This is a genomic window from Pseudomonas sp. BF-R-01, from assembly GCF_019946615.1.
In the GTDB taxonomy this organism is placed as follows: domain Bacteria; phylum Pseudomonadota; class Gammaproteobacteria; order Pseudomonadales; family Pseudomonadaceae; genus Aquipseudomonas; species Aquipseudomonas migulae.
Map to the genome: position 1 here is coordinate 1 of NZ_JAGYFX010000089.1, position 25,189 is coordinate 25,189.

The following is a 25,189-nucleotide window of genomic DNA, read 5'->3' on the forward strand; positions in this document are numbered from 1 at the left end:
CGCGAAGAACGATAACGAGGTCTAGCCGAATGACCGCGTTATCGTTCTTCGCGGGCAAGCCTCGCTCCTACAGGGGGATTTTTTTTGTCTGGAGAATGCTTTTCGTCGCAAATTCAGGGGATTGCGCTTTTATTGGTCCTCCGCCCACCGGATTGCACTTCAGTTTGCTAACGTGTGGCCGACTCTTAAGAGACTCGATGTATTCAGGAGAGGAACCGTGAATCTGTACATCAATCAGCTTCAACACAAAGCTGACTTCAAAGAAGCCATCTATGGCGGCGACATCTTCCTGAACACACAACTGCGCGCCGCCAAAGAGCTGTGCGCGTTCGCCCAGGAAAGCATCACCGCTGCCTTCGACGGCGAGACCAACCACCAGGCGCTGCACACGCTGATGCCGGTGGAAGAATTCGTCGTACTGGTGACGCGCCTCAAGGGCCAGTTCACCAACAGCCTGCGTGCCAAAGAACTGATTCGCAGCTTCACCGAAGAGATCGGTGCCGCCCCCGAAGAATTCATCTTCGACGTACCGCGTATCCGCGTCGTACCCAACTACGACTACCTGCATGCGGGCGTCAGCTATGCCTACAAGCCGCATCGCGATACCTGGTACGGCGGCGTCGATTGCCAGATCAATACCTGGATGCCGGTCTACACGATCCAGCCTGACCAGACCATGATGATCAACCCGGCCTACTTCGATGCCCCGGTGAAAAACACCTCGGCGCAATGGAGCCTGTCGGACTGGATTGGCGTACAACGTCAACGCGCCAAGGACAACGTCAAGGAAGAGGCACGCCAACACCCGGTGCCCACCGAAGCGATCAACACCGCGTCCGAAATTCGCATCGCCGGCAACACCGCCGAGATGCTGGTTTTCTCGGGTTCACACCTGCACGGCACGGTGCCCAACTACACGCAACAAACCCGTTTCAGCGTGGATTTCCGCCTGATGCACCTCGACGACCTCAAGCACAAGCGCGGCGCGATCAACGTCGACAGCGCCTGCCCTGACGTCGGCGCAGGTTTCAAAGACTATTTCCACGCCCACGACTTTTCTAATTTCCAAGGAATCGAAGCATGACCAAGCGTCGCATCACGCCTGCCGAGGCCCAGTACAACGAAACCCGTACCAACGTTCTGAAACGGGTCGATGCCGAGTACGTGGCCGACGCACCGTTCGTCTTCGCCAACCGCATCGGCGTGACCGCTGCATTGTCGCGTATGGAACTGTTCAAGAAAGTCGCTGAAGTACCGGGCGCGATCATCGAGTGCGGCGTGTACAAGGGCAACTCGCTGATGCTGTACATGCACTTGTCGATGATCCTGGAACCGTACGCGATCAACCGTTCGATCGTGGGCTTCGACACCTTCGAAGGCTTCCAGAGCATCGACAAGAAAGAAGACCCGGCCGACGTCAACGAGACCATGTTCGCCGACACCGACCAGTCGCTGATCCAGGACATGATCGACGCCAACGACCTGCTGCGCCCGGTCAACCGCATCCCGCGTTGCGAACTGGTCAAGGGCGACATCGTCAAGACCGTGCCGGAGTGGGTCAAGACCCGTCCGGACCTGGTCGTGGCCATGCTGATCCTCGACACCGACCTGTACGAATCGACCAAAGTCGCGCTGGAAACCTTCCTGCCGTACATGCCAAAAGGCGCCATCGTGGTGCTGGACGAAGTCGCTTATCGCAACTTCCCGGGCGAAACCAAGGCCCTGCGTGAAGTGCTCGACCTGAACAAGATCGAGCTCAAGCGTCTGCCGTTCGACAGCTGTGTAGGCTACTTCCACGTCTAACGCATAACCCCTGTAGGAGCCGGCTTGCTGGCGATGGTGTGTCAGTCGATACCACTCTGACTGACACACCATCGCCAGCAAGCTGGCTCCTACAGGGTTTGTTTTCAGGTTTCGCAAGACTCTCGCATCACAAGCCGTTCGCGCACTACGTCATACACCCAGTGGTAAACGTAGGTGTACGGCAGGAAAAACAGCAACACCCCGATATCCAGCAAGAACGCCTGCCACAGGCTGACGTTGAGCCACCAGGCAATCAGCGGCACGCCGACCGCCACCAACCCGCCTTCAAACAGCAGCGCATGAACGACTCGCGTCCAGGCGTTGTGCGCAATCTCGAATCGCGTCAGCACGCGGTCAAAAATCCCGTTGAAGATCACGTTCCAGGCCAGGGCCAGCGCCGCAATGACAACGGTGACGACGCCCATGTCGAGCATCGGCTTGTCCATGATCCACGCCAGCAACGGGGTGCAGATCACGATGGCCAGCAGTTCAAAGCCGATGGCCTGGAAAATACGTTCAGTGATGGATTTGTTGGCGTTCATGAGCAGAACTCCCTGAGTGACTGTGGTTGTCATGATCCATCCTCACGCCGATACTTCATAACCAATAACCATCGATCAAGGCGATAGTTCATGGCCTCTCAGGAAGTGTTGCAAGCGTTTGTGCAAGCGGCGACCCAAGGCTCGTTTTCCGCGGCGGCGCGCAAACTGGGGCGCAGCCAGTCGACCATCAGTGCTGCGGTGGCGAGCCTGGAGATCGATCTGAATCTGGTGTTGTTCGACCGCAGCAGCCGCAAGCCCACGCTGACGCCGGCCGGGCACGTGATGCTGCAACGGGCCGAGGAAATCCTCGCGGCCACCAGTCGCCTGGAAATGACCGCCAGCCAACTCTCTCAGGGTGTCGAGCCGAAGCTGACCGTGGCGATTTCCGACACCTATCAGTCCGACCGTTTCGAAGCGGCGCTCAGTGCGTTCGAGCAGCGCTACCCGGACCTGGAACTCGAATGCCTGATCGCCGAATGCGATGACCTGGTGGCGCTGGTGCAAAGCGGTCGGGCGCATGTGGCGTTCGCCGAGCAGCAGGACAGTTACCCGCCGGACCTGGTCAGTTCGACGGTGCAGGAACGCACGGAAATCGCTTTGTTCGTGTCCCGTGAGCATCCGCTGGCGACCCTGACCGGAATCGATCAGGAGCTGTTGCAGCAGCACCGGGAGCTGCGTCTGGCGACCATCGTCAATCCGTATGAAAGCCGGGCGAAGGGGCGTGTGTGGTCGGCACCGAGTTACTTGATGCTGCTGGAAATGGCTCAGGGTGGATTCGGCTGGGCGCCGTTGCCGCGATGGCTGGTGGGGCGGTTTGATGCCGGGACGTTGCAGGAGTTGAACGTGCGAGGGTGGCCGAAGCCGCTGTTCGTCGATGCGCTGTGGTCGCGGCTGCATCCGCCGGGGCCGGCGGGGAGCTGGTTGTTGGGCAAGATGTTGGAATGAAGGTCCTGCGGACCTTATCGCCAGCAAGCCGGCTCCTACAAAGGGCGGCGCTGAACCTGTAGGAGCCGGCTTGCCGGCGATGAGGCCGGCGAATTCAACCTACTTTAACGCCCTGATCCGAGCCTCGATAAACCGCCGCTCCGGCACCTGCTGCGTCAATTCCAACGCCCGCCCATACGCCGCCCGCGCCTCCTCCACCCTGCCCAACTGCCGACAAAACTCCGCCCGCGCCGAATGCGCCAGGTGGTAATCCAGCAATTCGCCGCGATTCAGAATCCCTTCAACCAACGTCAATCCCGCCAACGGTCCATCCCGTTTGGCGATCGCCGCCGCGCGATTCAGCTCAATCACCGGTGAAGGCACCGCCGCCAACAGCACATCATACAAACCCGCAATCTGCGCCCAGTCCGTCTCCCCCGCCGTCGGCGCTTCGGCATGCACCGCCGCAATCGCCGCTTGCAGGCAGTAAGGCCCGAATCGCCGCGAGGTCAACGCCCGCGCAATCAGCGCGCACCCTTCGGCAATCAACCCGGCATCCCACAGCGAACGGTCCTGCTCATCCAGCACAATCAGCTCGCCACTCGCCGACGTTCGCGCCGGGCGTCGTGACTCATGCAACAGCATCAGCGCTAGCAGACCCATCACTTCGGGTTCGGGCAGCAATTCCATGACCAATCGGCCGAGCCGGATGGCCTCTCGGGTCAGATCCTCGCGAGTCAGTTCAGCACCGATGGACGCCGAGTAACCTTCGTTGAACACCAGGTAAATCACCCGCAGCACGCTGTCGAGACGCTCGGGCAATTCCGCCAGGGTCGGCACCTGATAAGGAATTTTCGCGTCGCGGATTTTCGCCTTGGCACGCACGATGCGTTGGGCAATGGTGGCCGGTGCCGAGAGAAACGCCCGGGCGATTTCTTCGGTGGTCAGGTCGCAGACTTCGCGCAACGTCAGCGGCACTTGAGCATCCGCCGCGAGTGCCGGGTGACAACAGGTGAAGATCAGGCGCAGGCGATCGTCTTCCACGTCTTCGTCACTCCAGTCGGCCTGCTCCAGCGCTTCCAGTTGCGCGATCAGCATCGGCCGGGACGCGGCAAACCGCGCGCGCCGACGCAAGCCGTCGATGGCCTTGAAGCGCCCGGTGGACACCAGCCAGGCACGCGGATTGTCCGGCACACCGTCACGCTGCCAACGCTCGACCGCGATGAAAAACGCCTCGTGCAGGGCCTCCTCGGCCAGATCGAAATCACCGAGCAAACGAATCAGGGTCGCGAGGATTCGCCGCGAATCTTCGCGGTAAACCTGCTCGACCCGAGCCTTGACCGACACGTCAGCCATCAGTGCCGATGGCCTTCAATCACCCACATCACCACGCAAACCTCCTTATCAGGGATTCAATTGACGAACCGGTCGCACCTCGACACAGCCGACCCGGGCCGCCGGAATGTTGCCGGCAACCTGGAGGGCTTCATTGAGGTCCTTGGCGTCGATCAGGTAGAAGCCGGCCAACTGCTCCTTGGTTTCGGCGAACGGGCCGTCGGTGATCGACACTTTGCCGTTGCGCATGCGCACGGTGGTCGCGGTCTGCACCGACTCCAGCGCTTCGGCGGCGAGCATGCGGCCACTGCCCTGGATCGATTCGGCGTAGGCCATGCACTCGGCGTCGTTGGGACTTTCGGGCAGCGAGTGCAACTCCTGTTCGTTGCTGTAGACCAGGCATAAATACTTCATGGGGCTCTCCGGATCGAACTGATCAACTATGGCTGCAGTTTGGCGCGTGGGGGGCACTTCCCGACGATCAGGGCTGCAGACCGAACAGCGCGGTGCCGCTCGTCATGTCGAACGGCGCCGACCAGTGTTCATGGACGATGCGCCATTGCCCGGCCTCGCGCCGATAGCAGCCGGTCACGCGCATCCAGCAGGCCTGGGTTTCGCCCTTCTCGTTGGTGCCGCCGCAATGAGCCAGCCAATGGGCGAAGGCGATGTGCTCGTCGGCCACGATGTTCATCTGGTCAAAATCAAAGGTGTGCGGGCCCTGGCACATTTCCATGCATTCCAGCCAATGCGCGCGGTAGGCCGCCTTGCCGCGAAACTGCAGTGCCTTGACCGCGTCGTAGGAGACGATGTCCTCGGCATACAACGCCATGATTTTCTCGAGATCCTTGGTGATGACCGCCTGACGATAACTGTCGATCAGGGCCTGGATTTCGTGGGTAGCGTTCATGGTGGTTCTCCGTGTTTTTTGTTGTGAAGACACCCTTAGTCGTCCGGCAAGACGCCAGATCGACAGTCAAATTAAAAATAATCCATGGGCGCAAACTCGCTAGAATCCGAGGCTCATTTCTGTTGGAAAAAGGACACTCCAGTGACAACCCGACTCGTGCCTTACGAAAGCCTGAACGCGAAGCAGCGCCAGGAGGTGGAGGCCATCGAAGTTCATCAGGAACAGATCAAGTTCTCCGGTGACATCCACGGTGCATTGCACACCCTGCTGTCCAAACCCGGCCCCGGCGTCAAAGGATTTGCCCTGCTGGTCGAGAATGTCCCGGTGGCTTTCCTGCTGCTCAAACGCCCGCCAGTGCTGCCGGCCTGGGCCGACGAACACAGCGCCACCCTGCATGCGTTGCAAGTCGATCAGCGTCAACAGGGCAAAGGTTATGGCAAGGCCTGCCTGCAAGCCTTACCGGAGGTCGCGCGTCAGGCGTTTCCGGAAATACGGGGGCTGGAGTTGTCGGTGGATGCGGACAACGAAGCAGCCATCGCGCTGTATGCAAAATTCGGCTGGGTCGACAGCGGCGAGGCCTACAAGGGCCGGATCGGTTACGAACGGCGGATGGGGCTGATTTTCTGAGGTGGTTATGCTCGACAGCATCGAAGCACTGGAAGCAATTTACGGCCAACCCCACGAACGCGCAGTACGCAAGCAAATCGCCTTTCTGAACGAGGATTATCAAGCGATGGTCCGCGCCTCGCCGCTGGTAATCATCAGCTCGGTCGGCCCCGACGGCCTGGACGGCTCGCCGCGCGGAGACACACCGGGTTTCGTGCGAATCATCGATGAGCGCACCCTGGCGATCCCGGATCGCCCGGGCAACAACCGCATCGACACGCTACGCAATGTGGTGTTCGATCCGCGGGTGTCGCTGTTGTTCATCATCCCGGGGATCGGCGAAACCTTGCGGGTCAACGGCGCAGCGCAGATCAGCAATGAGCCGGCCTTGCTGGAAAGCTTCGCGGTCAACGGCAAACCGGCGCGCACGGTGATGCTGGTGACGGTGGAGGCGGCGTTTTTTCACTGCTCGAAAGCGATTGTGCGTTCGGATTTGTGGAACCCCGAAAAGCACCTGGATCGCTCGGCGCTGCCGACGGCGGGGGCGTTTCACAAGCGGTTGAATGATGGGCAGTTTGATTCAGAGACATATGACCGGGAAGCGCCGGTGAGGGTGCGGGACAGTCTTTATTAGATCGATGTGGCGACTTTTGGATTGCCTTCGCGGGCAAGCCTCGCTCCTACAGGTTCATGGTGAATTCAGGAGCACACCAAACCTGTAGGAGCGAGGCTTGCCCGCGAAAGCATTTCACACCACACCGCATCAATCAGAGCGCCAACACCATCTCATGCCACGCCATTCCGCCATGGTCCGATGCGGAAGGTTTGATGTAGGCAAATCCGAACCCGGCGTACAGCGGAATGTGCCGCTCCTTGCACATCAGGTTGATGCTGGCCTTGCCCAGCGCACGCATGCGCTCGATAAACTCGCCCATCAGACGTTTCGCCAAACCCTGCCCCTGATAATCCGGATGCACCACCACCGACATGATCACCACGTGCGGGCCGGCCGGGTCGTGGCCGATCAGTTCCTTGAACGCTTCGTCCGACATTTCCACCTGAAACGCAGCACCGGAGTTGATGAAACCGGCTACAACGCCGTCCACTTCGGCGACGATAAAACCTTCAGGCCAGGTGGCGATGCGCGTGGCGATTTTTTCTCGGGTGGCAGCTTCGTCACCTTCGTAGGCAACGGTTTCGATGGCGTAGCAGCGGTCCAGGTCAGCGGGGGTGACGTGGCGGATGACGGTGTTCATGGCGGCTCGGAATCAGCGGGGAAAGGCTGGGGATCATAAATCAGCCTGGGCATGACATCGAGAGGCGCATCGTTGATCCGCCTCCCGACCTACACTTCACGCTTTGATCGGCACCCAGATTTCCAGTTTTCCGGTGTTGAGCTTCGGGTTGAAGTCTTCGCTGTAGCGCTCATATTCCGGAGCATCCAGCACTTCATGCCCGGACTGCGGTTGCCAGGTGCCGAAGATGTGCTGAAACAGCTGCGGCAATGCATCCAGCGGCCCTTTATGCTCGAACACCGCGTAATACTGAGGCTGGACCTCTACCCAACGGTACTGGTCCGGCAAGTCGTCGAGCTTGCTGATCTCGACGCCGGCGATGTAGTCGAAGCCGCCCTTGCCATCGAAATTGCAACACACGCCGTAGGTCACTTCGCCCTTCTGGCCCGGAACGTTTCCGATGTGCGGAATGAATTTTTCCCAGAGCGCTGGAATGCCCTGGGTGGTTTGCTGAGTAAACCGTCCACCAAGCCCTGCAATGAGCAGGAAGTGCCCATGTTCGTAGCGTGGTTCCGGGATTTCGACGCTTTTTTTATCATCCATGACTCGGCTCCTGGTACAAAAAGTGGGTTCGGCTAGGAGTATAGAAGCCAAACCCGATTCGCCCAATTACAGCGTATGCAACGCCTCGGCGGCGCCAGCGCCAATAAACTCGTTGTACCCCGATAGGATCACGTACACCGCGAAATAGCAGAAGATCGCCGCCGATGCCATGTACGAATAACGCAGCAGCTTGTCGCCCAGTAACTTGCCGCCATGGCTCGCGGCAAAGCACAGGCCTGCCGACCACAACAGTCCGGCACAGAGAAATCCGCCGAGGAACAATGCCGAGCTGAGCGCCCCGCCACCGCCAGACCGCGCGATCAGCGTGCCGCCCACCGCCGCGAACCAGAGAATGGCGCTGGGTGACGACATGGCGAGAAAGATCCCGCGAAAGAACTCCTTGCGGTGCGAGTTGTGGCCCACTTCGGCGGTCTCGGCCAACAGCGCCTCATGGTGGATTGCCGAATAGATCATCTTCGCCGCGAAATAGATCAGCAACGCCGAACCACCAATCCACAACACCCAGCGCACGGTTTCGTATTGCAGCAAAACGGTCATGCCGGCCAAGGCCAGCACGGCGTAGATCAGGTCGCCAACACAGGTGCCCAACCCCAGCGCAAAGCCTTGAAAATAGCCGCGCTGCATGGCCAGCGTGATCATAGCGATATTGGCTACGCCGATGTCCAGGCACAGAGAAAGGCTCAGCAGAAAGCCGCTGCTAAATTCCATCGACCGATTTCCTTCGGAAAAAATTATTTACGTGGAGGCTGGACAGTCTGCCACAGCTGCCCTTACATTCCGCCACAGGTCACCGCAGTGACCAGCGTCGCTCGGACGGTTCCGGGCGCTTACGTTATCCGAGGCAACAATGGCCGAACAAGGTTCGCCGCGCCGCTTTGCGCGCATAGATCGACTCCCCCCTTACGTATTCAACATCACCGCCGAGCTGAAGATGGCCGCCCGTCGTCGTGGCGAAGACATCATCGACTTGAGCATGGGCAATCCCGACGGCCCGACGCCGCCGCACATTGTCGAAAAACTCGTCACCGTCGCCCAGCGCGAAGACACCCACGGTTACTCCACGTCCAAGGGCATTCCACGTCTGCGCCGGGCGATTTCCAACTGGTACAAGGAACGTTACGAGGTCGACATCGACCCGGAAAGCGAAGCCATCGTGACCATCGGTTCCAAGGAAGGCCTGGCGCACTTGATGCTCGCCACGCTGGACCAGGGCGACACCGTGCTGGTGCCGAACCCGAGCTACCCGATTCACATCTACGGTGCCGTGATTGCCGGCGCCCAGGTGCGTTCGGTGCCGTTGATTCCGGGCGTGGACTTCTTCGCCGAACTGGAACGGGCGATTCGCGGCTCGATTCCGAAACCGAAGATGATGATTCTCGGCTTCCCGTCCAACCCCACCGCGCAGTGCGTGGAGCTGGATTTCTTCGAACGGGTGATCGCCCTCGCCAAACAGTACGACGTACTGGTCGTGCATGACCTGGCCTACGCCGACATCGTCTACGACGGCTGGAAAGCCCCGTCGATCATGCAAGTGCCGGGCGCCAAGGACATTGCGGTGGAGTTTTTCACCCTGTCCAAGAGCTACAACATGGCAGGCTGGCGCATCGGTTTCATGGTCGGCAACCCGGAACTGGTCAACGCCCTGGCGCGGATCAAGAGCTACCACGACTACGGCACCTTCACACCGCTGCAAGTCGCGGCGATTGCCGCACTGGAAGGCGATCAGCAGTGCGTGAAAGACATCGCCGAGCAGTATCGGCAGCGGCGCAACGTGCTGGTCAAAGGCCTGCATGAACTGGGCTGGATGGTCGAGAATCCGAAAGCGTCGATGTATGTCTGGGCGAAGATTCCCGAAGCGTATGCGCACCTTGGCTCGCTGGAATTCGCCAAGAAACTGCTCGCCGAAGCCAAGGTCTGCGTCTCGCCGGGTGTCGGGTTCGGGGAATATGGGGATGATCATGTGCGCTTCGCGCTGATCGAAAACCAGGACCGGATTCGTCAGGCCGTGCGCGGGATTCGCGGGATGTTCAGGGCGGATGGTTTGGTCAGCAAAACCTGACGCCTGACACATAACACTGTGGGAGCGAGCCTGCTCGCGATAGCGGACTTAGATTCAACATCTTCGTTGAATGTTAAGCCCTCATCGCGAGCAGGCTCGCTCCCACATTAGTTTTGCGGTGTCGCTACGTTAGACGAACAACGACAGCAGCAGGATAAAGCCCAGGCCAACCACGGACAGGATGGTTTCCATCGCCGTCCAGGTCTTGAAGGTTTCCGCTACGGTCATGTTGAAGTACTGCTTCACCAGCCAGAAACCCGCGTCGTTGACGTGAGACAGAATCAACGAACCGGCGCCGGTGGCCAGCACCAGCAGCTCACGGTTCACACCCGGAATCATCCCCACCACCGGCACCACGATGCCTGCGCCAGTAATGGTCGCCACGGTCGCCGAACCGGTCGCGATACGGATCACCGCCGCCACCAGCCAGGCCAGCAGGATCGGCGAGATTTGCGCGGCCACCGCCATGTTGCCGATGACATTACCCACGCCACTGGTCACCAGCATCTGCTTGAAGCCACCACCGGCACCGATGATCAGGATGATCGCGGCGGTTGGCGCGAGGCTCGCATCCAGCCACTTGAGCATCTGGTTGGAGCCAATGCCCTGCTTGTAACCGAAGGTGTACAGCGACAGCAGCAACGCCAGCAACAGGGCCGAGATCGGGTGACCGATCAGGTCCATGAAGGTGCGGAAGAAGTTGCCGTCCGGCAGCACCACGTCGGCGAAGGTCTTGAGCAGCATCAGGAACACCGGCGACAGCACGGTGATCAAGGTGATGGAGAAGCTCGGGAGATCGGCAGAATCGTTCTCACGCGCCAGTTGATCCACCAGTTCCTGGTTCGGATGGCCGGGAATGTACTTGGCGATGAAGGTGCCGTAGATCGGGCCGGCGATGATGGCCGTCGGCAGAGCAACGATCAGGCCGTAGAGAATGGTCTTGCCGATGTCGGCACCGAACACGCCGATGGCCAGCAACGGACCCGGGTGCGGCGGAACGAGCCCGTGCACGGCAGACAGACCGGCCAGCAGCGGGATACCGATCTTGATGATCGACACGCCGGTACGCCGGGCGACGATGAACACCAGCGGGATCAGCAGCACAAAACCGATTTCGAAGAACAGCGGAATGCCGACCAGGAACGCGGCGAACATCATTGCCCACTGCACTTTGTCCTTGCCGAACGCGCGAATCAGCGTCTGGGCAATCTGATCCGCCCCGCCCGACTCGGCCATCATTTTGCCGAGCATCGTGCCCAGCGCGAGGATGATGCCGACGAAACCGAGCACGCCACCGAAGCCGTCCTGGAACGCCTTGATGATGGTGCCGATCGGCATGCCGGAAGTCAGCCCGAGAAAGGCTGCGGCAATGATCAGGGCAATGAACGGGTGAAATTTGAACTTGGTGATCAAGACGATAAGCCCGATCACCGTGACCACTGCATCGAGCAGCAGGAAGGTCTCGTGGGACATGCCAAACATTAGGGGTGTCTCCTGGTTGTTGTTGTTATTAAAACGGGTAATTCGAAAGCCATAAGGACAGCGCTATCTCTTCAAGCAAAATTTAACCGGCGCGTTTCAGGCCGTGTTCCAGCCACCAGGCGTGGGCTTGCTTCGCCAACTGGTCGACGCTGTGGTTCGAGGCGTCGAGGGCCAGGGTCAGCGGCTCGCCAACCGGGGATTCAAGGGTGGCGAACTGGCTGTCGATCAGGGTCGACGGCATGAAATGGCCCGGCCGATGGGAGACACGATCGGCCGCCACTTCAGGCGTGAGCTCAAGGAACACAAAACCCAGGCCCGGCAAGGCGCTGCGCAAAACTTCGCGGTAACTGTGTTTGAGGGCCGAGCAGGTCAACACCGGGCGCTGGCCCGTGGCGTCGACGCGGCGCAATTCATCGCACAGGCTGTCGAGCCAGCCAGCACGGTCGTCGTCGTTCAGGGGGATACCCGCGCTCATCTTTTCGATATTGGCGGCAGGGTGGAAAGTATCGCCTTCAATGGCAGTCGCGCCGCTGAGCTGGCACAAGGCTTCGCTGACGCAGGTCTTGCCGCAACCGGCAACGCCCATGATGACCAGGGCGGTGATGGGATGATTCATGTAACACCTCAGCGCGCAGACAGCGCTACCTTTGCCAGTTATGACACTAGACGAAAAGTAGAAGTTGCCGACGCCTTCTTGTCATTTTTGTGGGTTGCAGCATGTTCGTTCCGGACGCCGAAAAGCGAGGTTCAGGCAAAACTCGCTTACGCATTTGCAGCTGCATCGGGACAGCGCTACCTTAGTGCCTTGAATTTTGTTTGGCAAGCCGCCCGATGACCTCTCCTAAAAACGATAAAAATACGCGAACCACTGGCCGTCCTACCCTCAATGAAGTAGCCCGACTGGCCGGCGTCAGCCCGATTACCGCCTCTCGCGCCTTGCGCGGCGTGAGCACGGTGGCCACCGAACTGGTGGAAAAAGTCCAGAAAGCCGCGCTTGAACTCAACTACGTGGTCAACCCCGCCGCCCGTGCGTTAGCCTCGGCCCAGAGCCATTCCGTGGTGGTTTTGGTGCCGTCGCTGTCCAACTTGCTGTTCATCGACACCCTGGAAGCCATTCATCAGGTTTTACGACCGAAGGGCTTCGAAGTGCTGATCGGAAACTTCCATTACTCGCGTGATGAAGAAGAAAACCTGCTGCGCAATTACATGGCCTATCAGCCACGCGGTTTGCTGCTGACCGGGTTTGATCGCACCGAAAGTTCGCGGCGGATGATCGAGGCGAGCAATATTCCCTGCGTGTACATGATGGAACTCGACAGCGCTGCGGGCCTCAATTGCGTGGGTTTCTCGCAACTGGCGGCCGGCGAAACGGCGGCGGAGCATTTGCTGTCCCGCGGTCGCAAGCGTCTGGCGTACATCGGTGCGCAACTGGATCAGCGCACGTTGCTGCGCGGCGAAGGGTTTCGCAAAGCCCTGCAAAAGGCTGGTCGCTATGACCCAGACCTGGAAGTGCTGACGCCCCGCGCCTCCTCCGTCGGCCTGGGTGGCGAGCTGTTCCTGCAACTGCTCGCCAGTCATCCCGATGTCGACGCGATCTTCTTCGGCAACGACGACCTGGCCCAGGGCGCGCTGCTGGAAGCGATGCGCTGCGGAATCAAAATCCCCGAACAAGTGGCGGTCCTCGGTTTCAACGACCTGCCGGCCTCGGCGCACATGGTCCCGCGCCTGAGCAGCATCAACACCCCGCGCGAGGCAATTGGCCGTCGCGCGGCAGAGCAGATGCTGACGTTGATGGCGGGCAACACCGTGGCGAAACCGGTGCAGGATATGGGGTTCGAATTGAAGGTGCGCGAAAGCACGTAACACCTGTAGGAGCCGGCTTGCCGGCGATCGAATCACCTCGGTCCGTCAGATTCAACGCGGTGATGCGATCGCCAGCAAGCTGGCTCCTACAGAGGTATTCTGATCATTCCAAAAAGCGTCTGACCGCTGTAGGAGTATCTCCATGGAACATGCACTGAAGATCCTGGGTAAGGCTTCATCCATCAACGTCAGAAAAGTCCTGTGGACCTGCGACGAACTGGGCCTTTCCTACGAACGCGAGGACTGGGGCAGCGGGTATGCGTCGACCCACAGTCCCGAATTTGTCCGGCTCAACCCCAACGCACAGGTGCCGGTGATCATTGATGAGGCCGGCGTGCTGTGGGAGTCCAATACCATCTGCCGTTACCTGGCCGGCAAACACCCACACGCTGAATTGCTGCCGCACGAACCGGCGGCGCGCGCCCGGGTGGAGCAGTGGATGGATTGGCAAGCCACCGATCTCAATTCGTCCTGGAGCTACGCGTTCACGGCACTGGTACGCAAAGACCCGGAGTTCCAGGACGCGCACCGGATTGCCACGGGCTTACGCGGCTGGAATCAGAAGATGGGCATCCTCGAACATCAGCTCGCGACCACCAAAGCCTATGTTGCCGGGCCACGGTTCACGCTGGCCGATATCGTCATCGGGCTGTCAGTCAACCGTTGGCTGATGACGCCGATGGATCGACCGGATTTCCCGGCCATCGACGAATATTTCCAACGCCTGGCGCAACGCCCCGGGTTCCTCAAACACGGCTGCAACGGCCTGCCTTGATCGGTCGACCTCTGCCGTCGGGCGGCAAAGGTTGACCGCAACTCTTTCGTTTTCTGCTCAAGCAAAAACATAACCAATTGAAAATACTGGGTTTTATTGCCCGGGCACGCTAATTGCTCAAGTCGCTGCACCGCAAACACCTACAAGGTCTATTCATCATGTTGGTCAGTGCAAAGCAAAACCTAGTGACGCCGCTTCCCAAAAAGCCGGGCGACGAACCGACTGCGGATGCCGCCGCGGGTCTTCAAGGTGGCCTGCAAGCCGTGTTGATGCAGAGCGTGCAAAACAATATCCAGCTGCAAAACGTGAAGAACGCCGGGATGGTCCAGGCGTCTGCTTCCAGGCTCGCCACGGAACAGGTCAACGCCGCCAATAAAATCAGCGACAACGTCGATGAAGCGTTCGCCAAGACTCGTGTCGCGCTGCAAGCCACTGACGCCTCGACAGTGCCAAAGGCCGGTGAAAGCACCGCCATGGCCGACTTCAAGGACTACATGAGCAAAACCCCGGAACAGCGGTTGCGCGACAGTATTCTGAAGGAGATGGGGATTACCGAAGAAGACCTGAAAGCCATGCCGCCAGAGAAACAACTGGCGGTCGGTAAAGAGATTGCCGAACGTCTGCAAGACAAGATAAAACTGGCGCAGGCCGAGAAAGAAAACGGCAGCAGCAGTGAGAAAAGCGGCGCCCAGGTGGTCGACAAGTTCCTCGCATCGCTCTGACCACGCGAATGCTTCTGTAGGAGCGAGGCTTGCCCGCGAAGAGGCCGTCACATTCAACATTAATGTCGACTGACGCACCGCTTTCGCGGGCAAGCCTCGCTCCTACAGTTCATGGGTGAATCCACAATCCAGAATCCGTTACGATTCCCTGTAGGGGCGTTTCAATTCAATTGCAGCGTTGAATTGAACTGGCTGATCGCATCCACCACGTGCCGCGAGCCTTGCTGGATTTCCAGGATCACCTCCCCCGCCTCGTTCGCCAGTTCCACCCCAAGGCCGGTGCGGCTCAAGCTCGACTGCATGCTCGACACCGCGCTCAACGACAAATCGTGGTTTTTGCGCACCACGTCGACAATCTCCAGCGTCGCTTGGCTCGTGCGTGCCGCGAGACTGCGAACCTCATCCGCCACCACGGCAAACCCTCGGCCGTGCTCCCCCGCCCGCGCCGCCTCGATGGCCGCGTTGAGCGCCAGCAGGTTGGTCTGGTCGGCAATGCCGCGAATGGTCTGAACGATGGTGCCGATGATGTCGGACTGTTTGCTCACCGCATCAATGCTCAGCGCCGCTTCGTTCAAGTCCCTGGAAATGTCCTGGATGATCTGCACCGTCTGCTGCACCACCTGAGATCCCTTCTGCGCGCAGGAGTCGTTCTGCACCGAAGTGCTGTGGGCCGACTCCGCAGCCGTTTGCAGCGTGGTCACTTGCTGCGTGATGTCGCTGGCGAACTTCACCACTTTGTACAAACGGCCCTTGGCGTCGAACAACGGGTTGTAGGAGGCTTCGAGAAAAATCGTATGACCGTGCTTGTCTCTGCGTTCGAAACGGTGCGAGTGATATTCGCCGCGATTCAGTGAAGCCCAGAACCCTTTGTAAGACGGCGATTCGGCTTCGGCGCGGTGGCAAAACAGGCTGTGATGCTGACCGACGATTTCGTTGAGCGCGTAATGCGTGGTCTTCAGGAAGTTTTCATTGGCGGTGATTACATTGCCAGCGGGGGTGAATTCGATCACCGCCATCGAACGACCGATTGCCGCGAGCATGCTTTCGTTTTCGTGTTCCTTGTTCACCCTGTCCGTAATGTCGGTGGCGACTTTGATCACACTGCTGACTTGCCGGTCGGGACCGATAACCGGCATGTAACTGGCTTCGAGCCAGATCTCCTTGCCGCCCTTGTTCAAGCGCAGGAAAGTCCCGCTGAGCGACTCGCCACGGGCCAGGTCACGCCACAATTTGGCGTAGGCTTCGCTGCGATAAAACGTTTCCTCGCAAAAGATCCGGTGATGTTTGCCGCGCACTTCTTCGGCGCTGTAACCCATGGCTTTGCAAAAGTTGTCGTTGGCATCGAGCACGATGCCGTCAGGGGTGAATTCAATCATCGCCATCGAACGACTGACGGCCGCCAACTTGGCGTTGGCCTCGGTCAGCGCACAGCTGTAGCGCTCGATTTCCTGCAGGTCAGCCTTGTGATGTAGGTTAAACATGGTCGTATCACCCTAAGCGCGGTCGTTTGATTGATGAAAGTTCTTCGGTCTTTCAACGTATCCACCACAACGTTCCATGGAACAGGCACACGCATTCCTCCACGGGAGGAATTGTCAGGTGATCAATGATGTTGAATCGGAGAGTCCATGTGGCAACGCTCTTATCAAGACATCCGTCTCTTGATAGCCCAGGACCGGGCCAGCCCTAACGTTTTCATAAGTAACTCCCTTTATCGTAAAACTCCTTGCCGCTCGCATCGGTGCCTTGGGGTGCGCACTCTGAAGCGTGCATGCCGGCCTTCACATGGCGACCGACATGGTTCGTCAGGACTGAGCATAGCCAGCCGCAATAGGCTTGCAAGGCCACTAGTCGGCCAGTATTGAGGACAAAAACGGTTCAGCTTGATTCAGTGTTCAGCCAGCATGCTCAACAACGCCTGCACCGCTGCCGAGGGTTGTTTGTTTGCGGCGACCACCAAGGCAAACTCACGATCGATACGCGGTTTGACCGGCACCACACGCAGCCCCTGGAGATGGCTGGGCAAGGTCATTTCCGGCACCAGGGTGACCCCGATGTTTTCGCGCACCAGCGTGAACGCACTGCTCCACTCGCGGACCTCGACCCGAACGTCGCGCAATTGCAGACCGGCATCGGCGGCCAGGCTGCGGGCGTTGGTCGAACAGCCACCCGTGGCCAGCACAAACGGCTGGTCTGCCAACTCCGCGAGGGTGACGCCTTGCTCAATCGAGCGGCGCGCCAAGGGATGGCCGCCGGGCAACACCGCGACCCAGGCATCGCACCCCAAACGCCCGGCATTGCGCTCCGGCGCCGGGTTCAGCACCACACCCACATCCACCAGACCGGCGCCGAGCAGTGCTTCCACTTCATCGTCGCTGACTTCCAGCGCGACCACCTGAATGCCGGGGTAAAGCCGGCTGAATGTGCGCAGCAGCGGCGGCAGAAAGGTTGCCAGCACCATGGGAAAACTCGCCAGGCGAATCGTCCCGCGCTGGATGTCTTTCGCGGCATCGACGGTGCTGCGGATGTTTTCCAGGGCGCCGAGCATGGTCCGGGCCTGCTCGATGACCGGCAGGCCGATAGCGGTCGGCAGCGTTTGGCGATTCTCCCGAGTGAACAGCTGAACGCCGAGGGTTTCTTCGATCAGCGCCAACGCCTGGCTCGCGCCTGACTGGGTCATGCCGACCCGTTCGGCCGCGCGGGTAATGTTGCCCGTATCGGCCACTGCCACCACCATTCGCCAGTGCATCAGATTCATCATGGCAGTAGCTTTCCTTATGGCAGTTTTCTGAAAGATTAATTTTACCGAGGGCGCCGCGCACTATGACACTGGCGCAAATCCCCAACCAGAGCCCTGCCGATGAAGTTGTATTACGCCCCTCAAGCCTGCTCGCTGGCACCGCACATTGTGCTGCGTGAACTGGACCTGCCGTTCGAGTTGATCCGCGTCGATAACCACACCAAACGGACCGCGAACGGTGCCGATTTCCTCGCCATCAACCCGAAGGGTTACGTCGCGGCGCTGCAACTCGACAACGGTGACGTGGTGACTGAAGGCCCGGCGATCCTGCAATACCTGGCGGACCTGCGACCCGAGGCGAACCTGGCGCCCGTGAACGGGACGTTCGAGCGAGTGCGGTTGCAGGAGTCGCTGAATTTCGTTTCGACAGAGATTCATGGCGGGCTGGGTTGGCTGTTCAACGCGCAGTTCCCCGAGGAGGTGAAAGCGCTGATCAAGGAGAAGTTGTTCAAGCGCTTTGCGGTGTTGTGTCAGACGCTGGAGCGCCAGGATTATCTGCTGGCGGGTGGGTTCAGCGTGGCGGATGCTTACTTGTTTACGGTGTTGCGGTGGGCGCCGTTGTTTGCGATAGATTTGGATCAGTGGCCGGCGTTGATGCGGTTTCAGGCGCGGGTTGTTTTGCGCCCGGCGGTGCAAGCGGCGTTGGCCGTGGAGTTGGTGTAAGGTTTTAGATTGATTCGCGGGCAAGCCTCGCTCCTACAGGATTAACGATACCTTTGTAGGAGCGAGGCTTGCCCGCGAATTCGATGTAACAGACGCCGAAAAATTACAAACTCGCACTCACCTTGGTCGCCACCTCACCCGGCACCCAACCCTTCCAGATCTGCGGCTGATCGCGCAAAAACGCCTCCGCCACCTGACGCGGTTGCTGGCGTTTTTCGCTCATCTGCGCCAGCGTCTGGTTCAGCAGATCGATCGGGAAATCGACTTTCTCGAAGAACGACACCAAGTCCGGATACTGCGTCTTGAACGGTGCAGACACGCCGATCGCCAGGCTCGCCGGCATCGAGCGCGTGCCTTTGGGGTTTGGGTTGTTGGCATCGGCCAGGGTCTTCCAGGCCTCGGCGTCGAACGGCGGCTCTTCGAGTTTCACCAGTTTGAAGCGCCCCAATAGCGGCGTCGGCGACCAGTAGTAGAACAACACCGGTTTGCCGCGACGGATCGACGAGGCCACTTCGGCATCCAGCGCCGCGCCGGAGCCGGTGCGGAAGTTGACGAAGCTGGTGGTCAGGTCGTAGGCCTTGAGTTTCTGACTGTTGACGATCTCCGAAGTCCAGCCGGTCGGGCTGTTGAGGAAGCGTCCGCGACTCGGGTCTTCGGGGTCGCGGAACACGTCTTTGTAGCGCGCCAGATCGGCGACGGATTTCAGCTCCGGCGCCAGCGGTTTGATCCCGCGTTCCGGGTCGCCCTTGATCACGTATTCCGGCACCCACCAGCCTTCGGTGGCGCCTTTGACGGTGTCGCCCAGCCCGAACACTTTGCCTTCCGACGCCGCCTTGACCCACGCCGGACTGCGCCCGGCCCACTCTTCGCCGATCACTTGAATGTCGTTCTTGGCCAATGCCGCTTCGAGGCTGACGGTGCTGCCCGGCAAAGTGTCGGTCGGGTAGCCGTAACCTTTTTCGACGATCAGCCGCAGGATCTCGGTGATCAGACTGCCGCTTTCCCAGGTGATGTCACCAAAGTGGATCGGCTTGGTTTGTTCCGCGGCGGGAACGTGGTTCGCTACAAGGCTCAGGGCCAGCAGCGAACTGCCGAGCAGGGTTTTGATCGATTTCATGCGGACCTCTGGTGCAAGGGTTCATTGGCGCTGTGCTGGGCGCACAACGCTTGGGAGCGGGTCATGTAGACGCTGACCGAGCGCTGGGAAATGCCCAGTTCGGCAGCGATTTGCGGGTACGTCAGGCCATCGATGCGCGACAACAGGAACGTCGCCCGGACTTTGCCCGGCAAACGCTCAAGCGTTCGGTCGAGGCGGTGCAACGCCTGAGTCAGTTGCAGCAATTCCTCGGGCGAGGACGCTTGGGGCTGATCGAGGTGTTGCAGTTGATCGAGGTGCTGACGCTCCAGATCGCGACGGCGCCAGAGCTGATAAATCAACCGGCGGGCGATGGTGGTGAGCAAGGCGCGGGGCTCGCGGATCGGGGTCTGCCCCGGCGATTCGAGCAGTTGCACGAAGGTCTCGGCGGCGATGTCTTCGACGCTGGAACTGGCCCCGAGAAACTGGCGCAACCGAGCGCACAGCCAGGGGTAATGGGCGCGGAACAATCCGCCCACGTCGTTTCGATGGGATACGTCGGTGCCGGACATAGAGGCTCCAAGGGTTAGGGTCGCTGAATGTCCGGTGGTCCGGTGAGGCGAATCCTAGCAAGGAGCCTTATTCTTTAATAATACTTAAAATGCATTTTTATATTCCATCAAGGAATTAACGTTGTGTTTGATTGATTGCCTTCGCGGGCAAGCCTCGCTCCTACAGGTTTTGTGTCGATCATCAATCCAGAGATCGACACAAATCCTGTAGGAGCGAGGCTTGCCCGCGAAGGCGATCTCCAGTCAACGCAACCGCCCAAACCCCAACGCCTCAGCTTCCTGCTGATAATCGAGAACAACCTGATAGTCGCTCTCGCTGGCCGGCAACACCTCGTGCAACCCGAGGATTTCGGCGACATCGGGCAATTCCCGCAACGTCTCGTTCATCACCTGCCGCAGCGCCTCTACCTGTTCATCGGTCGCCGTCGCAACGGTGATATACGGCAAGGTCGGGCTGAACGCGCTACGCACCACCACGCGCAATCCCGCCACTTCCTCTTCGGCGTGCCGCGCCAGGTAGGCGAAGGTCACGCTGTCGATGGCGGCGAGGTCGGCTTGATCTTCACGCAGCCAGCGCAGGCTCTCGCGGTGGCTGCCGCTGATGCCGACGCTGGCGAAGAACTGACCGTCGCGGTGCAACGGCGCGAGTCGTTGACGCAGCAGGTTCATGCCGCTGTTGGAGTCTTCGCCGTTGATCACGCCACGGCTGCCGAAAAACGCGGGCAAGGTCCGGCGTGAATCATCGGCACGGCTGAGCAGCAGGCTGCAATGGTTACCGCCGCTGCTGTCCGGCAGTTCGTAACGAGGCCGGCCGATAACCCGAACCTGGCCGCGCAATGCGGTCATCAGCGGATAGCCGCAGGTTTGGGTCAGCAACAACTGCGGGGACAGCCACAAGTCCATCAGCGACAGCCCTTCGGCTTTGCGGCGAGTGGCGACCAGACGTTCGAGGATTCGCGTCAGCCAACGCTCGTTGGCCTGGCGGATGGGTTCGGGGGCGACGTACATCAGTAATTCGGTGATGTGTTGAGTCATCAAAATCTTCCCATACAACAAAATTCCCCGTGTAGGAGCCGGCTTGCTGGCGATGGCGGTGTATCAGTCCCATCAGTGCAACATGACACACCGCCATCGCCAGCAAGCTGGCTCCTACAGGGGAATGTATTGGCAATCAGTGGAAGGGGTGTTTCGGGCTGTCGATCGCCTTTATCCCGTTCTCACGCCACAACTGAGCATAACCCTGCACCAGAAACCCGCCGCTGCGCGCCACCCATTGCTCGCGGCGTGCGTGGTAGGCGCGGGGCAAGTCGTACCAGGGCAGACCCGGCAAGTCGTGATGCACCAGATGAAAATTCAGGTTCAGGAACAGCCAGCGCCATGGCCAGCCGGCTTCATTGAGCACGGTGCGTTGCTCGGGTTGCGCATGGGGACGGTGCTCATAGTAGGAGCGGATCATTGCAATCGATAGCGCCGGCACGCTGATCAGCAACAGGTAATGCCACACCGGCACCACGCTGTAATGGGCGATGAACAGCAACATCGACACGGTCAGTGCGCCGTGGGTCAGCCACATCAACCAGGCCTGTCGATCACCCGATCTCAAGCGCTGCAGTTCTTCGCGCGCCAGCGCCAGCAAGGCCAGCGGCGCACCGATGATGAAGCGTCCGAGTACGGTTTTGTTCAGCCAGTGCAGACTCTGTTCGAACACGGAACTGCCCTGCCACCGCTCGGCACTCAGGTAACGGCTTTCCGGATCGATGCCCGGCAAGGTCAGGTCTTCGTCGCGGTGATGCAGCAGATGACTGTCGCGATACAACGTGTAGGGGTACCAGACAGCGAACGGTGCGTAGCCGAGGATTTTGTTCAGCGTGGTCCAGCGGGTGGGATGACCGTGAAGTAATTCGTGCTGCACCGACAACCACAGCACCACCAGCGGAATCATCAGCAACGTGCTCCACCAGACGCCCAATCGATTGCTGGCCAGCATGATGCCGAACCAGCCGCCGTACACGCCGATCAGCAGCAACCAGGTCGGCCACTCGGTGCGAGCGGTCAGGCGCAGGCGCAAGGTTTCGATTTCTTCTCGGTGGGCACTATCGAAGTAATGGGGCATGGCGTTGCTCAGATCGGGGACCAGTCCCCTTCTGTGCAATGGCATCGGGAAATCTTGCAGATTATTTTTTCGCTGTCTGTAGGAGCCGGCTTGCTGGCGATTCAGGCAACGCGGTCTGCCTGACACACCGAGTGGTCTGAATCGCCAGCAAGCCGGCTCCTACAGGGGGGCGTGCGTTTCATGCTTACCGCTTAATGGCCGAACACACCCACCTTCTTGGCCTTCTTGTCCGCGCGTTTTTCATCGGCGGTTTTCGCCGGTTTCTTCTTCGCTGCTTTTTTTGAATCCATGCCTTTGGCCATGATACGTACTCCACTCATACGGGATGTGAGATCAGGTATACACCTATCCCCGGCCGCCCGTTCTTTTATAATCGCCCGCTTTGCGCACACACAGACCCGCCCCATGCCCGACACTCAATACACCTTGCTCGATGAGCCGTTATGGCCCCTGATGAACAAGTTTTATCGCGCCCACCAATCGTCGATGAAAGCGGTCCGCGACGCTCAATTGTGGGTGGCCCGGCGCAACGAGATCATTGCGGCGCTGTGCTTGCGTCCGGTCTCGGGCGGGCATTGGTTGACCGGTTTGTTTGTCGACCCGGCCTGTCGTGAACAAGGGATCGCAGCGACGCTGATTGCCGAAGCGGTGAACGGTCTCGACCAACCGGTGTGGCTGTTCTGCCACCCGGACTTGCGGGGCTTTTATGAGCGTCGCGGGTTTACCTTCGATCCGCCCATGCCCTACGCGATGGTCGAACGCTTGAGCCGCTATGCGCGCAGCAAACCGATGATTGCGATGGGGCTGGATCCGGTCTCACTCCCACATTAGTTTTGGGGTGACTTTAGTCGTCGGCGTTGGGATCTAGATCCGGAAACATCACTTCGGTGAACCCGAATTTGCTGAAGTCGGTAATCCGTGACGGGTACAACCGGCCGATCAGGTGATCACACTCGTGCTGCACCACACGGGCGTGAAACCCTGAAGCGATGCGCACGATTGGCTCGCCTTTCGGGTCAAAACCTTCATAGCGAATTTGCTGGTAACGACTCACCGCGCCGCGTAATCCAGGCACCGACAGGCAGCCTTCAAACCCCTCTTCCATCACCGGGCTCAACGGCGTGATCAGCGGATTGATCAGAATCGTCTGCGGCACCGCTTCAGCGTCCGGATAACGCTCGCTGTGCTCGAAGCCGAAGATCACCAGTTGCAGGTCGACGCCGATCTGCGGCGCGGCCAGGCCTACCCCGCCGACGCTTTCCATGGTCTGGAACATGTCGTCGATCAGTTGCCACAGCTCCGGACTGTCGAACATATCGGCGGGGACCGGCGGCGCAATGCGCAGCAGGCGCTCGTCGCCCATTTTCAGGATTTCACGGATCATTTGATGACTTCGTCAGTGGGTGGTTTCACCGAGTGATCCCGGCCCAGTCCGGAAACGTGATGTTTCTCTTCGTGGACAGGACCGTGCTCGCCGGGGACCTTTTCGCCAGGGTCCTTGCCTTCGGTCGACATGTGTTCGATCACCGCATTCATTTCCGCGCCGAGCAACAGCACCGCCGCGGAAATGTAGAAGTACAGCAACAGCACGATGATCGCGCCGATACTGCCATACATGGCGTTGTAGTTGGCGAAGGTCTTGACGTAAAACGCAAAGCCCAACGACGCGATGATCCACACCACCACCGCCAGCACCGAGCCTGGGGTGATGAAACGAAACTCCTGTTTTACGTCGGGCATGACGTAATAGATCAGCGCCACGGCAATCATCATCAGGATCACGATGACCGGCCAGCGAGCGATGGTCCAGACCGTGACAATAAAGTCTTCAAGGCCGACCTGCGCGGCGATCCAGCCCATCACTTGCGGCCCCAGCACCATCAGCGCGGCGGCAATCAGCAACATCCCGGCAATGCCGATCGTGTAGAAAACCGACAGCGGAAAACGCTTCCAGAACGGCCGGCCTTCGACCACGTCATACGCGGCGTTCATCGCGCTCATCATCAGTCGCACGCCGGCCGAGGCCGTATACAGCGCGATGACGATACCGACCGAGAGCAAGCCACCCTTGGATTGCTGGAGCTGGTCGATCACCGGGTTCACCTGCTCCAGCGCCTGGGGCGGCAGGACCAGTTCCGATTGCAGGCGCAGCCAGGAAAAGAAGTCCGGCAGGTGCAGGAAACCGATCAGGGCAATCAGGAAAAGAATGAAGGGAAACAACGAAAACAGCATTTGATAGGCCAACGCCGAGGCATAGGTCGACATCTCGTCGGCGACGAACTCGGTGACCGTGCGCACCATCACGCGATGGAGGGGCACACCTTTCATGTCCGGGAAAATCATTAGCGTCTCCTTTCGCCGCAATGGGGTTGAAGTCGTGGCGACTCAGGGGCCGTTTTCTACATCAAAGTAGCCTACTTGGCGACTTTGAAACAATTTCCGTGTGCAAGTTCAGACTGACACAAAAACGACATTTCATCGTTCCGTGCAGGTTGGGCTTTATGTTTGCCGACCAACCCCCGAGAATGCGCAACGTATTCAGGCCACGGCCCTGAAGATCCAATCCCGTAGGAATGTTATGAAACTCGATAAAAAGCAGGCCATTGCCCGCAGAAACCAGGAACTCGGCGGTGCTGTGCTTGGCGTCAACAACTGCCATTTCGCCGAATTGAACCGTAACCGCAACATCTGGTGGTTCGATCTCCCGGTGGCGCGCCTGGCCATTGGTCAGTACGAATGGATTCACCTGCTGATGCACACGCCGGACACCGACGAACTGCTGCACCTGAAAGTGCCGACGGTGTTCCTGCGCGAGAAGCTCGAAGGGCTGGTGGTGCGTAACCAGGGCAAGCGCAAGGCTGCGCTGAGCCTGGAACTGAGTGCGGACAAGGATTCGTACCTGCAGGACATGCGCCCGGCGGGCACCAACGTCAATTTCGCGCCGTTCCGCCAATAACATTGTAGGAGCCGGCTTGCCGGCGATGGCGGTACATCTGGCACATCAATATTTACTGACACACCGCTATCGCCGGCAAGCCGGCTCCTACAGGTCCAACAAAAAGCCCCGCATCTGCGGGGCTTTTGTTTGT

29 protein-coding genes and 1 pseudogene are annotated in these 25,189 nt (G+C 59.5%); 12 read left to right on the forward strand and 18 right to left on the reverse strand.

Annotation, left to right across the window (positions count from 1 at the left end; genetic code table 11):
• Window positions 1-217: 217 nt before the first annotated feature.
• Both KGB27_RS24450 and KGB27_RS24455 read left to right on the forward strand, forming a co-directional pair.
• Complete coding sequence (locus tag KGB27_RS24450) at window positions 218-1,084, forward strand: hypothetical protein (protein ID WP_008038531.1); 867 nt, start codon at window positions 218-220, stop codon at window positions 1,082-1,084.
• Window positions 1,081-1,803, forward strand: a complete 723-nt coding sequence (locus KGB27_RS24455; protein ID WP_056725897.1) for a TylF/MycF/NovP-related O-methyltransferase — start codon at window positions 1,081-1,083, stop codon at window positions 1,801-1,803. The genes KGB27_RS24450 and KGB27_RS24455 overlap by 4 nt, the downstream gene beginning before the upstream one ends.
• 104 nt (window positions 1,804-1,907) lie before the next feature.
• On the opposite strand, the gene KGB27_RS24460 is transcribed toward KGB27_RS24455, so the two are convergent.
• On the reverse strand, window positions 1,908-2,345 hold the full coding sequence (locus KGB27_RS24460; RefSeq protein WP_008038536.1) for a multidrug/biocide efflux PACE transporter: 438 nt from the start codon (window positions 2,343-2,345) through the stop codon (window positions 1,908-1,910).
• Window positions 2,346-2,435: 90 nt separating this feature from the next.
• Here KGB27_RS24460 and KGB27_RS24465 point away from each other — a divergent pair, with 90 nt between their 5' ends.
• Window positions 2,436-3,290 carry a LysR family transcriptional regulator gene (locus KGB27_RS24465; RefSeq protein WP_008032563.1) on the forward strand — a complete coding sequence of 285 codons (855 nt, stop codon included), beginning with the start codon at window positions 2,436-2,438 and terminating at the stop codon, window positions 3,288-3,290.
• A gap of 99 nt (window positions 3,291-3,389) precedes the next feature.
• On the opposite strand, the gene KGB27_RS24470 is transcribed toward KGB27_RS24465, so the two are convergent.
• The 3 genes from KGB27_RS24470 to KGB27_RS24480 form a co-directional block, all read right to left on the reverse strand.
• Window positions 3,390-4,625 (reverse strand): RNA polymerase sigma factor, encoded by a 1,236-nt coding sequence (locus KGB27_RS24470; RefSeq protein ID WP_223556626.1) that lies wholly within the window; start codon window positions 4,623-4,625, stop codon window positions 3,390-3,392.
• A gap of 48 nt (window positions 4,626-4,673) precedes the next feature.
• Window positions 4,674-5,018 carry a YciI family protein gene (locus tag KGB27_RS24475; protein WP_008032567.1) on the reverse strand — a complete coding sequence of 115 codons (345 nt, stop codon included), beginning with the start codon at window positions 5,016-5,018 and terminating at the stop codon, window positions 4,674-4,676.
• A gap of 67 nt (window positions 5,019-5,085) precedes the next feature.
• Complete coding sequence (locus KGB27_RS24480; protein ID WP_008038540.1) at window positions 5,086-5,511, reverse strand: YybH family protein; 426 nt, start codon at window positions 5,509-5,511, stop codon at window positions 5,086-5,088.
• A 141-nt stretch (window positions 5,512-5,652) separates the two neighbouring features.
• Here KGB27_RS24480 and KGB27_RS24485 point away from each other — a divergent pair, with 141 nt between their 5' ends.
• Entirely contained in the window at window positions 5,653-6,138 is a 486-nt protein-coding gene (locus KGB27_RS24485) for a GNAT family N-acetyltransferase (protein WP_192229141.1), read from the forward strand.
• A 7-nt stretch (window positions 6,139-6,145) separates the two neighbouring features.
• Window positions 6,146-6,751: a pyridoxamine 5'-phosphate oxidase family protein gene (locus tag KGB27_RS24490; protein ID WP_223556629.1), complete on the forward strand. Its 606-nt coding sequence runs from the start codon at window positions 6,146-6,148 to the stop codon at window positions 6,749-6,751.
• 133 nt (window positions 6,752-6,884) lie between these two features.
• Here the strand turns inward: KGB27_RS24490 and KGB27_RS24495 are convergent, their stop codons facing one another.
• The 3 genes from KGB27_RS24495 to KGB27_RS24505 all read right to left on the reverse strand — a co-directional run bounded on the left by KGB27_RS24495 (window position 6,885) and on the right by KGB27_RS24505 (window position 8,684).
• Window positions 6,885-7,373, reverse strand: a complete 489-nt coding sequence (locus KGB27_RS24495; protein ID WP_207285435.1) for a GNAT family N-acetyltransferase — start codon at window positions 7,371-7,373, stop codon at window positions 6,885-6,887.
• Between the two features lie 96 nt (window positions 7,374-7,469).
• A complete protein-coding gene (locus KGB27_RS24500; RefSeq protein ID WP_223556631.1) occupies window positions 7,470-7,955 on the reverse strand; it encodes a GyrI-like domain-containing protein in 486 nt (161 codons plus the stop codon).
• Window positions 7,956-8,021: 66 nt separating this feature from the next.
• Complete coding sequence (locus KGB27_RS24505; protein ID WP_223415556.1) at window positions 8,022-8,684, reverse strand: LysE family translocator; 663 nt, start codon at window positions 8,682-8,684, stop codon at window positions 8,022-8,024.
• Window positions 8,685-8,823: 139 nt separating this feature from the next.
• On the opposite strand from KGB27_RS24505, the gene alaC reads away from it, so the two are divergent.
• Complete coding sequence (gene alaC, locus KGB27_RS24510) at window positions 8,824-10,035, forward strand: alanine transaminase (RefSeq protein WP_223556633.1); 1,212 nt, start codon at window positions 8,824-8,826, stop codon at window positions 10,033-10,035.
• Between the two features lie 129 nt (window positions 10,036-10,164).
• Here the strand turns inward: alaC and KGB27_RS24515 are convergent, their stop codons facing one another.
• Together KGB27_RS24515 and KGB27_RS24520 are read right to left on the reverse strand one after the other, a co-directional pair.
• Entirely contained in the window at window positions 10,165-11,517 is a 1,353-nt protein-coding gene (locus KGB27_RS24515) for a GntP family permease (protein WP_008038555.1), read from the reverse strand.
• 82 nt (window positions 11,518-11,599) lie between these two features.
• Window positions 11,600-12,133: a gluconokinase gene (locus KGB27_RS24520; RefSeq protein WP_192229135.1), complete on the reverse strand. Its 534-nt coding sequence runs from the start codon at window positions 12,131-12,133 to the stop codon at window positions 11,600-11,602.
• A 215-nt stretch (window positions 12,134-12,348) separates the two neighbouring features.
• On the opposite strand from KGB27_RS24520, the gene KGB27_RS24525 reads away from it, so the two are divergent.
• The 3 genes from KGB27_RS24525 to KGB27_RS24535 all read left to right on the forward strand — a co-directional run bounded on the left by KGB27_RS24525 (window position 12,349) and on the right by KGB27_RS24535 (window position 14,877).
• Window positions 12,349-13,380 carry a LacI family DNA-binding transcriptional regulator gene (locus KGB27_RS24525; RefSeq protein WP_008038559.1) on the forward strand — a complete coding sequence of 344 codons (1,032 nt, stop codon included), beginning with the start codon at window positions 12,349-12,351 and terminating at the stop codon, window positions 13,378-13,380.
• A gap of 142 nt (window positions 13,381-13,522) precedes the next feature.
• Entirely contained in the window at window positions 13,523-14,155 is a 633-nt protein-coding gene (locus tag KGB27_RS24530) for a glutathione S-transferase family protein (protein ID WP_008038561.1), read from the forward strand.
• Between the two features lie 158 nt (window positions 14,156-14,313).
• Window positions 14,314-14,877, forward strand: coding sequence for a hypothetical protein (locus tag KGB27_RS24535; RefSeq protein WP_223556636.1), 564 nt, complete (start codon window positions 14,314-14,316; stop codon window positions 14,875-14,877).
• Window positions 14,878-15,038: 161 nt separating this feature from the next.
• Here the strand turns inward: KGB27_RS24535 and KGB27_RS31670 are convergent, their stop codons facing one another.
• From KGB27_RS31670 to KGB27_RS24550, 3 genes and pseudogenes are all read right to left on the reverse strand, one after another.
• A complete protein-coding gene (locus KGB27_RS31670; RefSeq protein ID WP_411736713.1) occupies window positions 15,039-15,608 on the reverse strand; it encodes a methyl-accepting chemotaxis protein in 570 nt (189 codons plus the stop codon).
• Window positions 15,582-16,358 (reverse strand): annotated as a pseudogene (locus tag KGB27_RS31675) (PAS domain-containing protein); the annotation flags it as partial. The pseudogene KGB27_RS31675 and the gene KGB27_RS31670, both read right to left, overlap by 27 nt.
• A 407-nt stretch (window positions 16,359-16,765) precedes the next feature.
• The gene (locus tag KGB27_RS24550) at window positions 16,766-17,638 is read right to left on the reverse strand and encodes a LysR family transcriptional regulator (protein ID WP_223481529.1); all 873 of its coding nucleotides are present in this window, start codon (window positions 17,636-17,638) and stop codon (window positions 16,766-16,768) included.
• 99 nt (window positions 17,639-17,737) lie between these two features.
• On the opposite strand from KGB27_RS24550, the gene gstA reads away from it, so the two are divergent.
• Window positions 17,738-18,340 carry a glutathione transferase GstA gene (gstA, locus tag KGB27_RS24555; RefSeq protein WP_223556638.1) on the forward strand — a complete coding sequence of 201 codons (603 nt, stop codon included), beginning with the start codon at window positions 17,738-17,740 and terminating at the stop codon, window positions 18,338-18,340.
• Between the two features lie 103 nt (window positions 18,341-18,443).
• Here gstA and KGB27_RS24560 read toward each other — a convergent pair whose 3' ends face one another.
• From KGB27_RS24560 to KGB27_RS24575, 4 genes are all read right to left on the reverse strand, one after another.
• The gene (locus KGB27_RS24560) at window positions 18,444-19,457 is read right to left on the reverse strand and encodes an ABC transporter substrate-binding protein (RefSeq protein ID WP_008038574.1); all 1,014 of its coding nucleotides are present in this window, start codon (window positions 19,455-19,457) and stop codon (window positions 18,444-18,446) included.
• A complete protein-coding gene (locus KGB27_RS24565; protein WP_223556640.1) occupies window positions 19,454-19,987 on the reverse strand; it encodes a sigma-70 family RNA polymerase sigma factor in 534 nt (177 codons plus the stop codon). The genes KGB27_RS24560 and KGB27_RS24565 overlap by 4 nt, the downstream gene beginning before the upstream one ends.
• A 243-nt stretch (window positions 19,988-20,230) precedes the next feature.
• The gene (locus tag KGB27_RS24570) at window positions 20,231-21,022 is read right to left on the reverse strand and encodes a phosphate/phosphite/phosphonate ABC transporter substrate-binding protein (protein WP_223556643.1); all 792 of its coding nucleotides are present in this window, start codon (window positions 21,020-21,022) and stop codon (window positions 20,231-20,233) included.
• Between the two features lie 136 nt (window positions 21,023-21,158).
• A complete protein-coding gene (locus tag KGB27_RS24575; RefSeq protein ID WP_223556652.1) occupies window positions 21,159-22,100 on the reverse strand; it encodes a fatty acid desaturase in 942 nt (313 codons plus the stop codon).
• Between the two features lie 405 nt (window positions 22,101-22,505).
• On the opposite strand from KGB27_RS24575, the gene KGB27_RS24580 reads away from it, so the two are divergent.
• Entirely contained in the window at window positions 22,506-22,931 is a 426-nt protein-coding gene (locus KGB27_RS24580; protein ID WP_223556646.1) for a GNAT family N-acetyltransferase, read from the forward strand.
• A 13-nt stretch (window positions 22,932-22,944) separates the two neighbouring features.
• Here the strand turns inward: KGB27_RS24580 and def are convergent, their stop codons facing one another.
• Complete coding sequence (gene def, locus KGB27_RS24585; RefSeq protein ID WP_223556648.1) at window positions 22,945-23,484, reverse strand: peptide deformylase; 540 nt, start codon at window positions 23,482-23,484, stop codon at window positions 22,945-22,947.
• A complete protein-coding gene (locus KGB27_RS24590) occupies window positions 23,481-24,443 on the reverse strand; it encodes a YihY/virulence factor BrkB family protein (RefSeq protein ID WP_008032998.1) in 963 nt (320 codons plus the stop codon). Before KGB27_RS24590 ends, def begins: the two co-directional genes overlap by 4 nt.
• 235 nt (window positions 24,444-24,678) lie before the next feature.
• Between KGB27_RS24590 and KGB27_RS24595 the strand changes: the two genes are divergently transcribed.
• Window positions 24,679-25,056: a hypothetical protein gene (locus tag KGB27_RS24595; protein WP_008032995.1), complete on the forward strand. Its 378-nt coding sequence runs from the start codon at window positions 24,679-24,681 to the stop codon at window positions 25,054-25,056.
• Window positions 25,057-25,189 lie beyond the last annotated feature (133 nt).

Bases quoted from the DNA above. Each gene is read 5' to 3' on its own strand.
- KGB27_RS24455 (WP_056725897.1), top strand. From the start codon at position 1,081: ATGACCAAGCGTCGCATCACGCCTGCCGAGGCCCAGTACAACGAAACC.
- KGB27_RS24460 (WP_008038536.1), bottom strand. From the start codon at position 2,345: ATGAACGCCAACAAATCCATCACTGAACGTATTTTCCAGGCCATCGGC.
- KGB27_RS24465 (WP_008032563.1), top strand. From the start codon at position 2,436: ATGGCCTCTCAGGAAGTGTTGCAAGCGTTTGTGCAAGCGGCGACCCAA.
- KGB27_RS24470 (WP_223556626.1), bottom strand. From the start codon at position 4,625: ATGGCTGACGTGTCGGTCAAGGCTCGGGTCGAGCAGGTTTACCGCGAA.
- KGB27_RS24475 (WP_008032567.1), bottom strand. From the start codon at position 5,018: ATGAAGTATTTATGCCTGGTCTACAGCAACGAACAGGAGTTGCACTCG.
- KGB27_RS24480 (WP_008038540.1), bottom strand. From the start codon at position 5,511: ATGAACGCTACCCACGAAATCCAGGCCCTGATCGACAGTTATCGTCAG.
- KGB27_RS24490 (WP_223556629.1), top strand. From the start codon at position 6,146: ATGCTCGACAGCATCGAAGCACTGGAAGCAATTTACGGCCAACCCCAC.
- KGB27_RS24495 (WP_207285435.1), bottom strand. From the start codon at position 7,373: ATGAACACCGTCATCCGCCACGTCACCCCCGCTGACCTGGACCGCTGC.
- KGB27_RS24500 (WP_223556631.1), bottom strand. From the start codon at position 7,955: ATGGATGATAAAAAAAGCGTCGAAATCCCGGAACCACGCTACGAACAT.
- KGB27_RS24505 (WP_223415556.1), bottom strand. From the start codon at position 8,684: ATGGAATTTAGCAGCGGCTTTCTGCTGAGCCTTTCTCTGTGCCTGGAC.
- alaC (WP_223556633.1), top strand. From the start codon at position 8,824: ATGGCCGAACAAGGTTCGCCGCGCCGCTTTGCGCGCATAGATCGACTC.
- KGB27_RS24515 (WP_008038555.1), bottom strand. From the start codon at position 11,517: ATGTTTGGCATGTCCCACGAGACCTTCCTGCTGCTCGATGCAGTGGTC.
- KGB27_RS24520 (WP_192229135.1), bottom strand. From the start codon at position 12,133: ATGAATCATCCCATCACCGCCCTGGTCATCATGGGCGTTGCCGGTTGC.
- KGB27_RS24525 (WP_008038559.1), top strand. From the start codon at position 12,349: ATGACCTCTCCTAAAAACGATAAAAATACGCGAACCACTGGCCGTCCT.
- KGB27_RS24530 (WP_008038561.1), top strand. From the start codon at position 13,523: ATGGAACATGCACTGAAGATCCTGGGTAAGGCTTCATCCATCAACGTC.
- KGB27_RS24535 (WP_223556636.1), top strand. From the start codon at position 14,314: ATGTTGGTCAGTGCAAAGCAAAACCTAGTGACGCCGCTTCCCAAAAAG.
- KGB27_RS24550 (WP_223481529.1), bottom strand. From the start codon at position 17,638: ATGATGAATCTGATGCACTGGCGAATGGTGGTGGCAGTGGCCGATACG.
- gstA (WP_223556638.1), top strand. From the start codon at position 17,738: ATGAAGTTGTATTACGCCCCTCAAGCCTGCTCGCTGGCACCGCACATT.
- KGB27_RS24560 (WP_008038574.1), bottom strand. From the start codon at position 19,457: ATGAAATCGATCAAAACCCTGCTCGGCAGTTCGCTGCTGGCCCTGAGC.
- KGB27_RS24565 (WP_223556640.1), bottom strand. From the start codon at position 19,987: ATGTCCGGCACCGACGTATCCCATCGAAACGACGTGGGCGGATTGTTC.
- KGB27_RS24570 (WP_223556643.1), bottom strand. From the start codon at position 21,022: ATGACTCAACACATCACCGAATTACTGATGTACGTCGCCCCCGAACCC.
- KGB27_RS24575 (WP_223556652.1), bottom strand. From the start codon at position 22,100: ATGCCCCATTACTTCGATAGTGCCCACCGAGAAGAAATCGAAACCTTG.
- KGB27_RS24580 (WP_223556646.1), top strand. From the start codon at position 22,506: ATGCCCGACACTCAATACACCTTGCTCGATGAGCCGTTATGGCCCCTG.
- def (WP_223556648.1), bottom strand. From the start codon at position 23,484: ATGATCCGTGAAATCCTGAAAATGGGCGACGAGCGCCTGCTGCGCATT.
- KGB27_RS24590 (WP_008032998.1), bottom strand. From the start codon at position 24,443: ATGATTTTCCCGGACATGAAAGGTGTGCCCCTCCATCGCGTGATGGTG.
- KGB27_RS24595 (WP_008032995.1), top strand. From the start codon at position 24,679: ATGAAACTCGATAAAAAGCAGGCCATTGCCCGCAGAAACCAGGAACTC.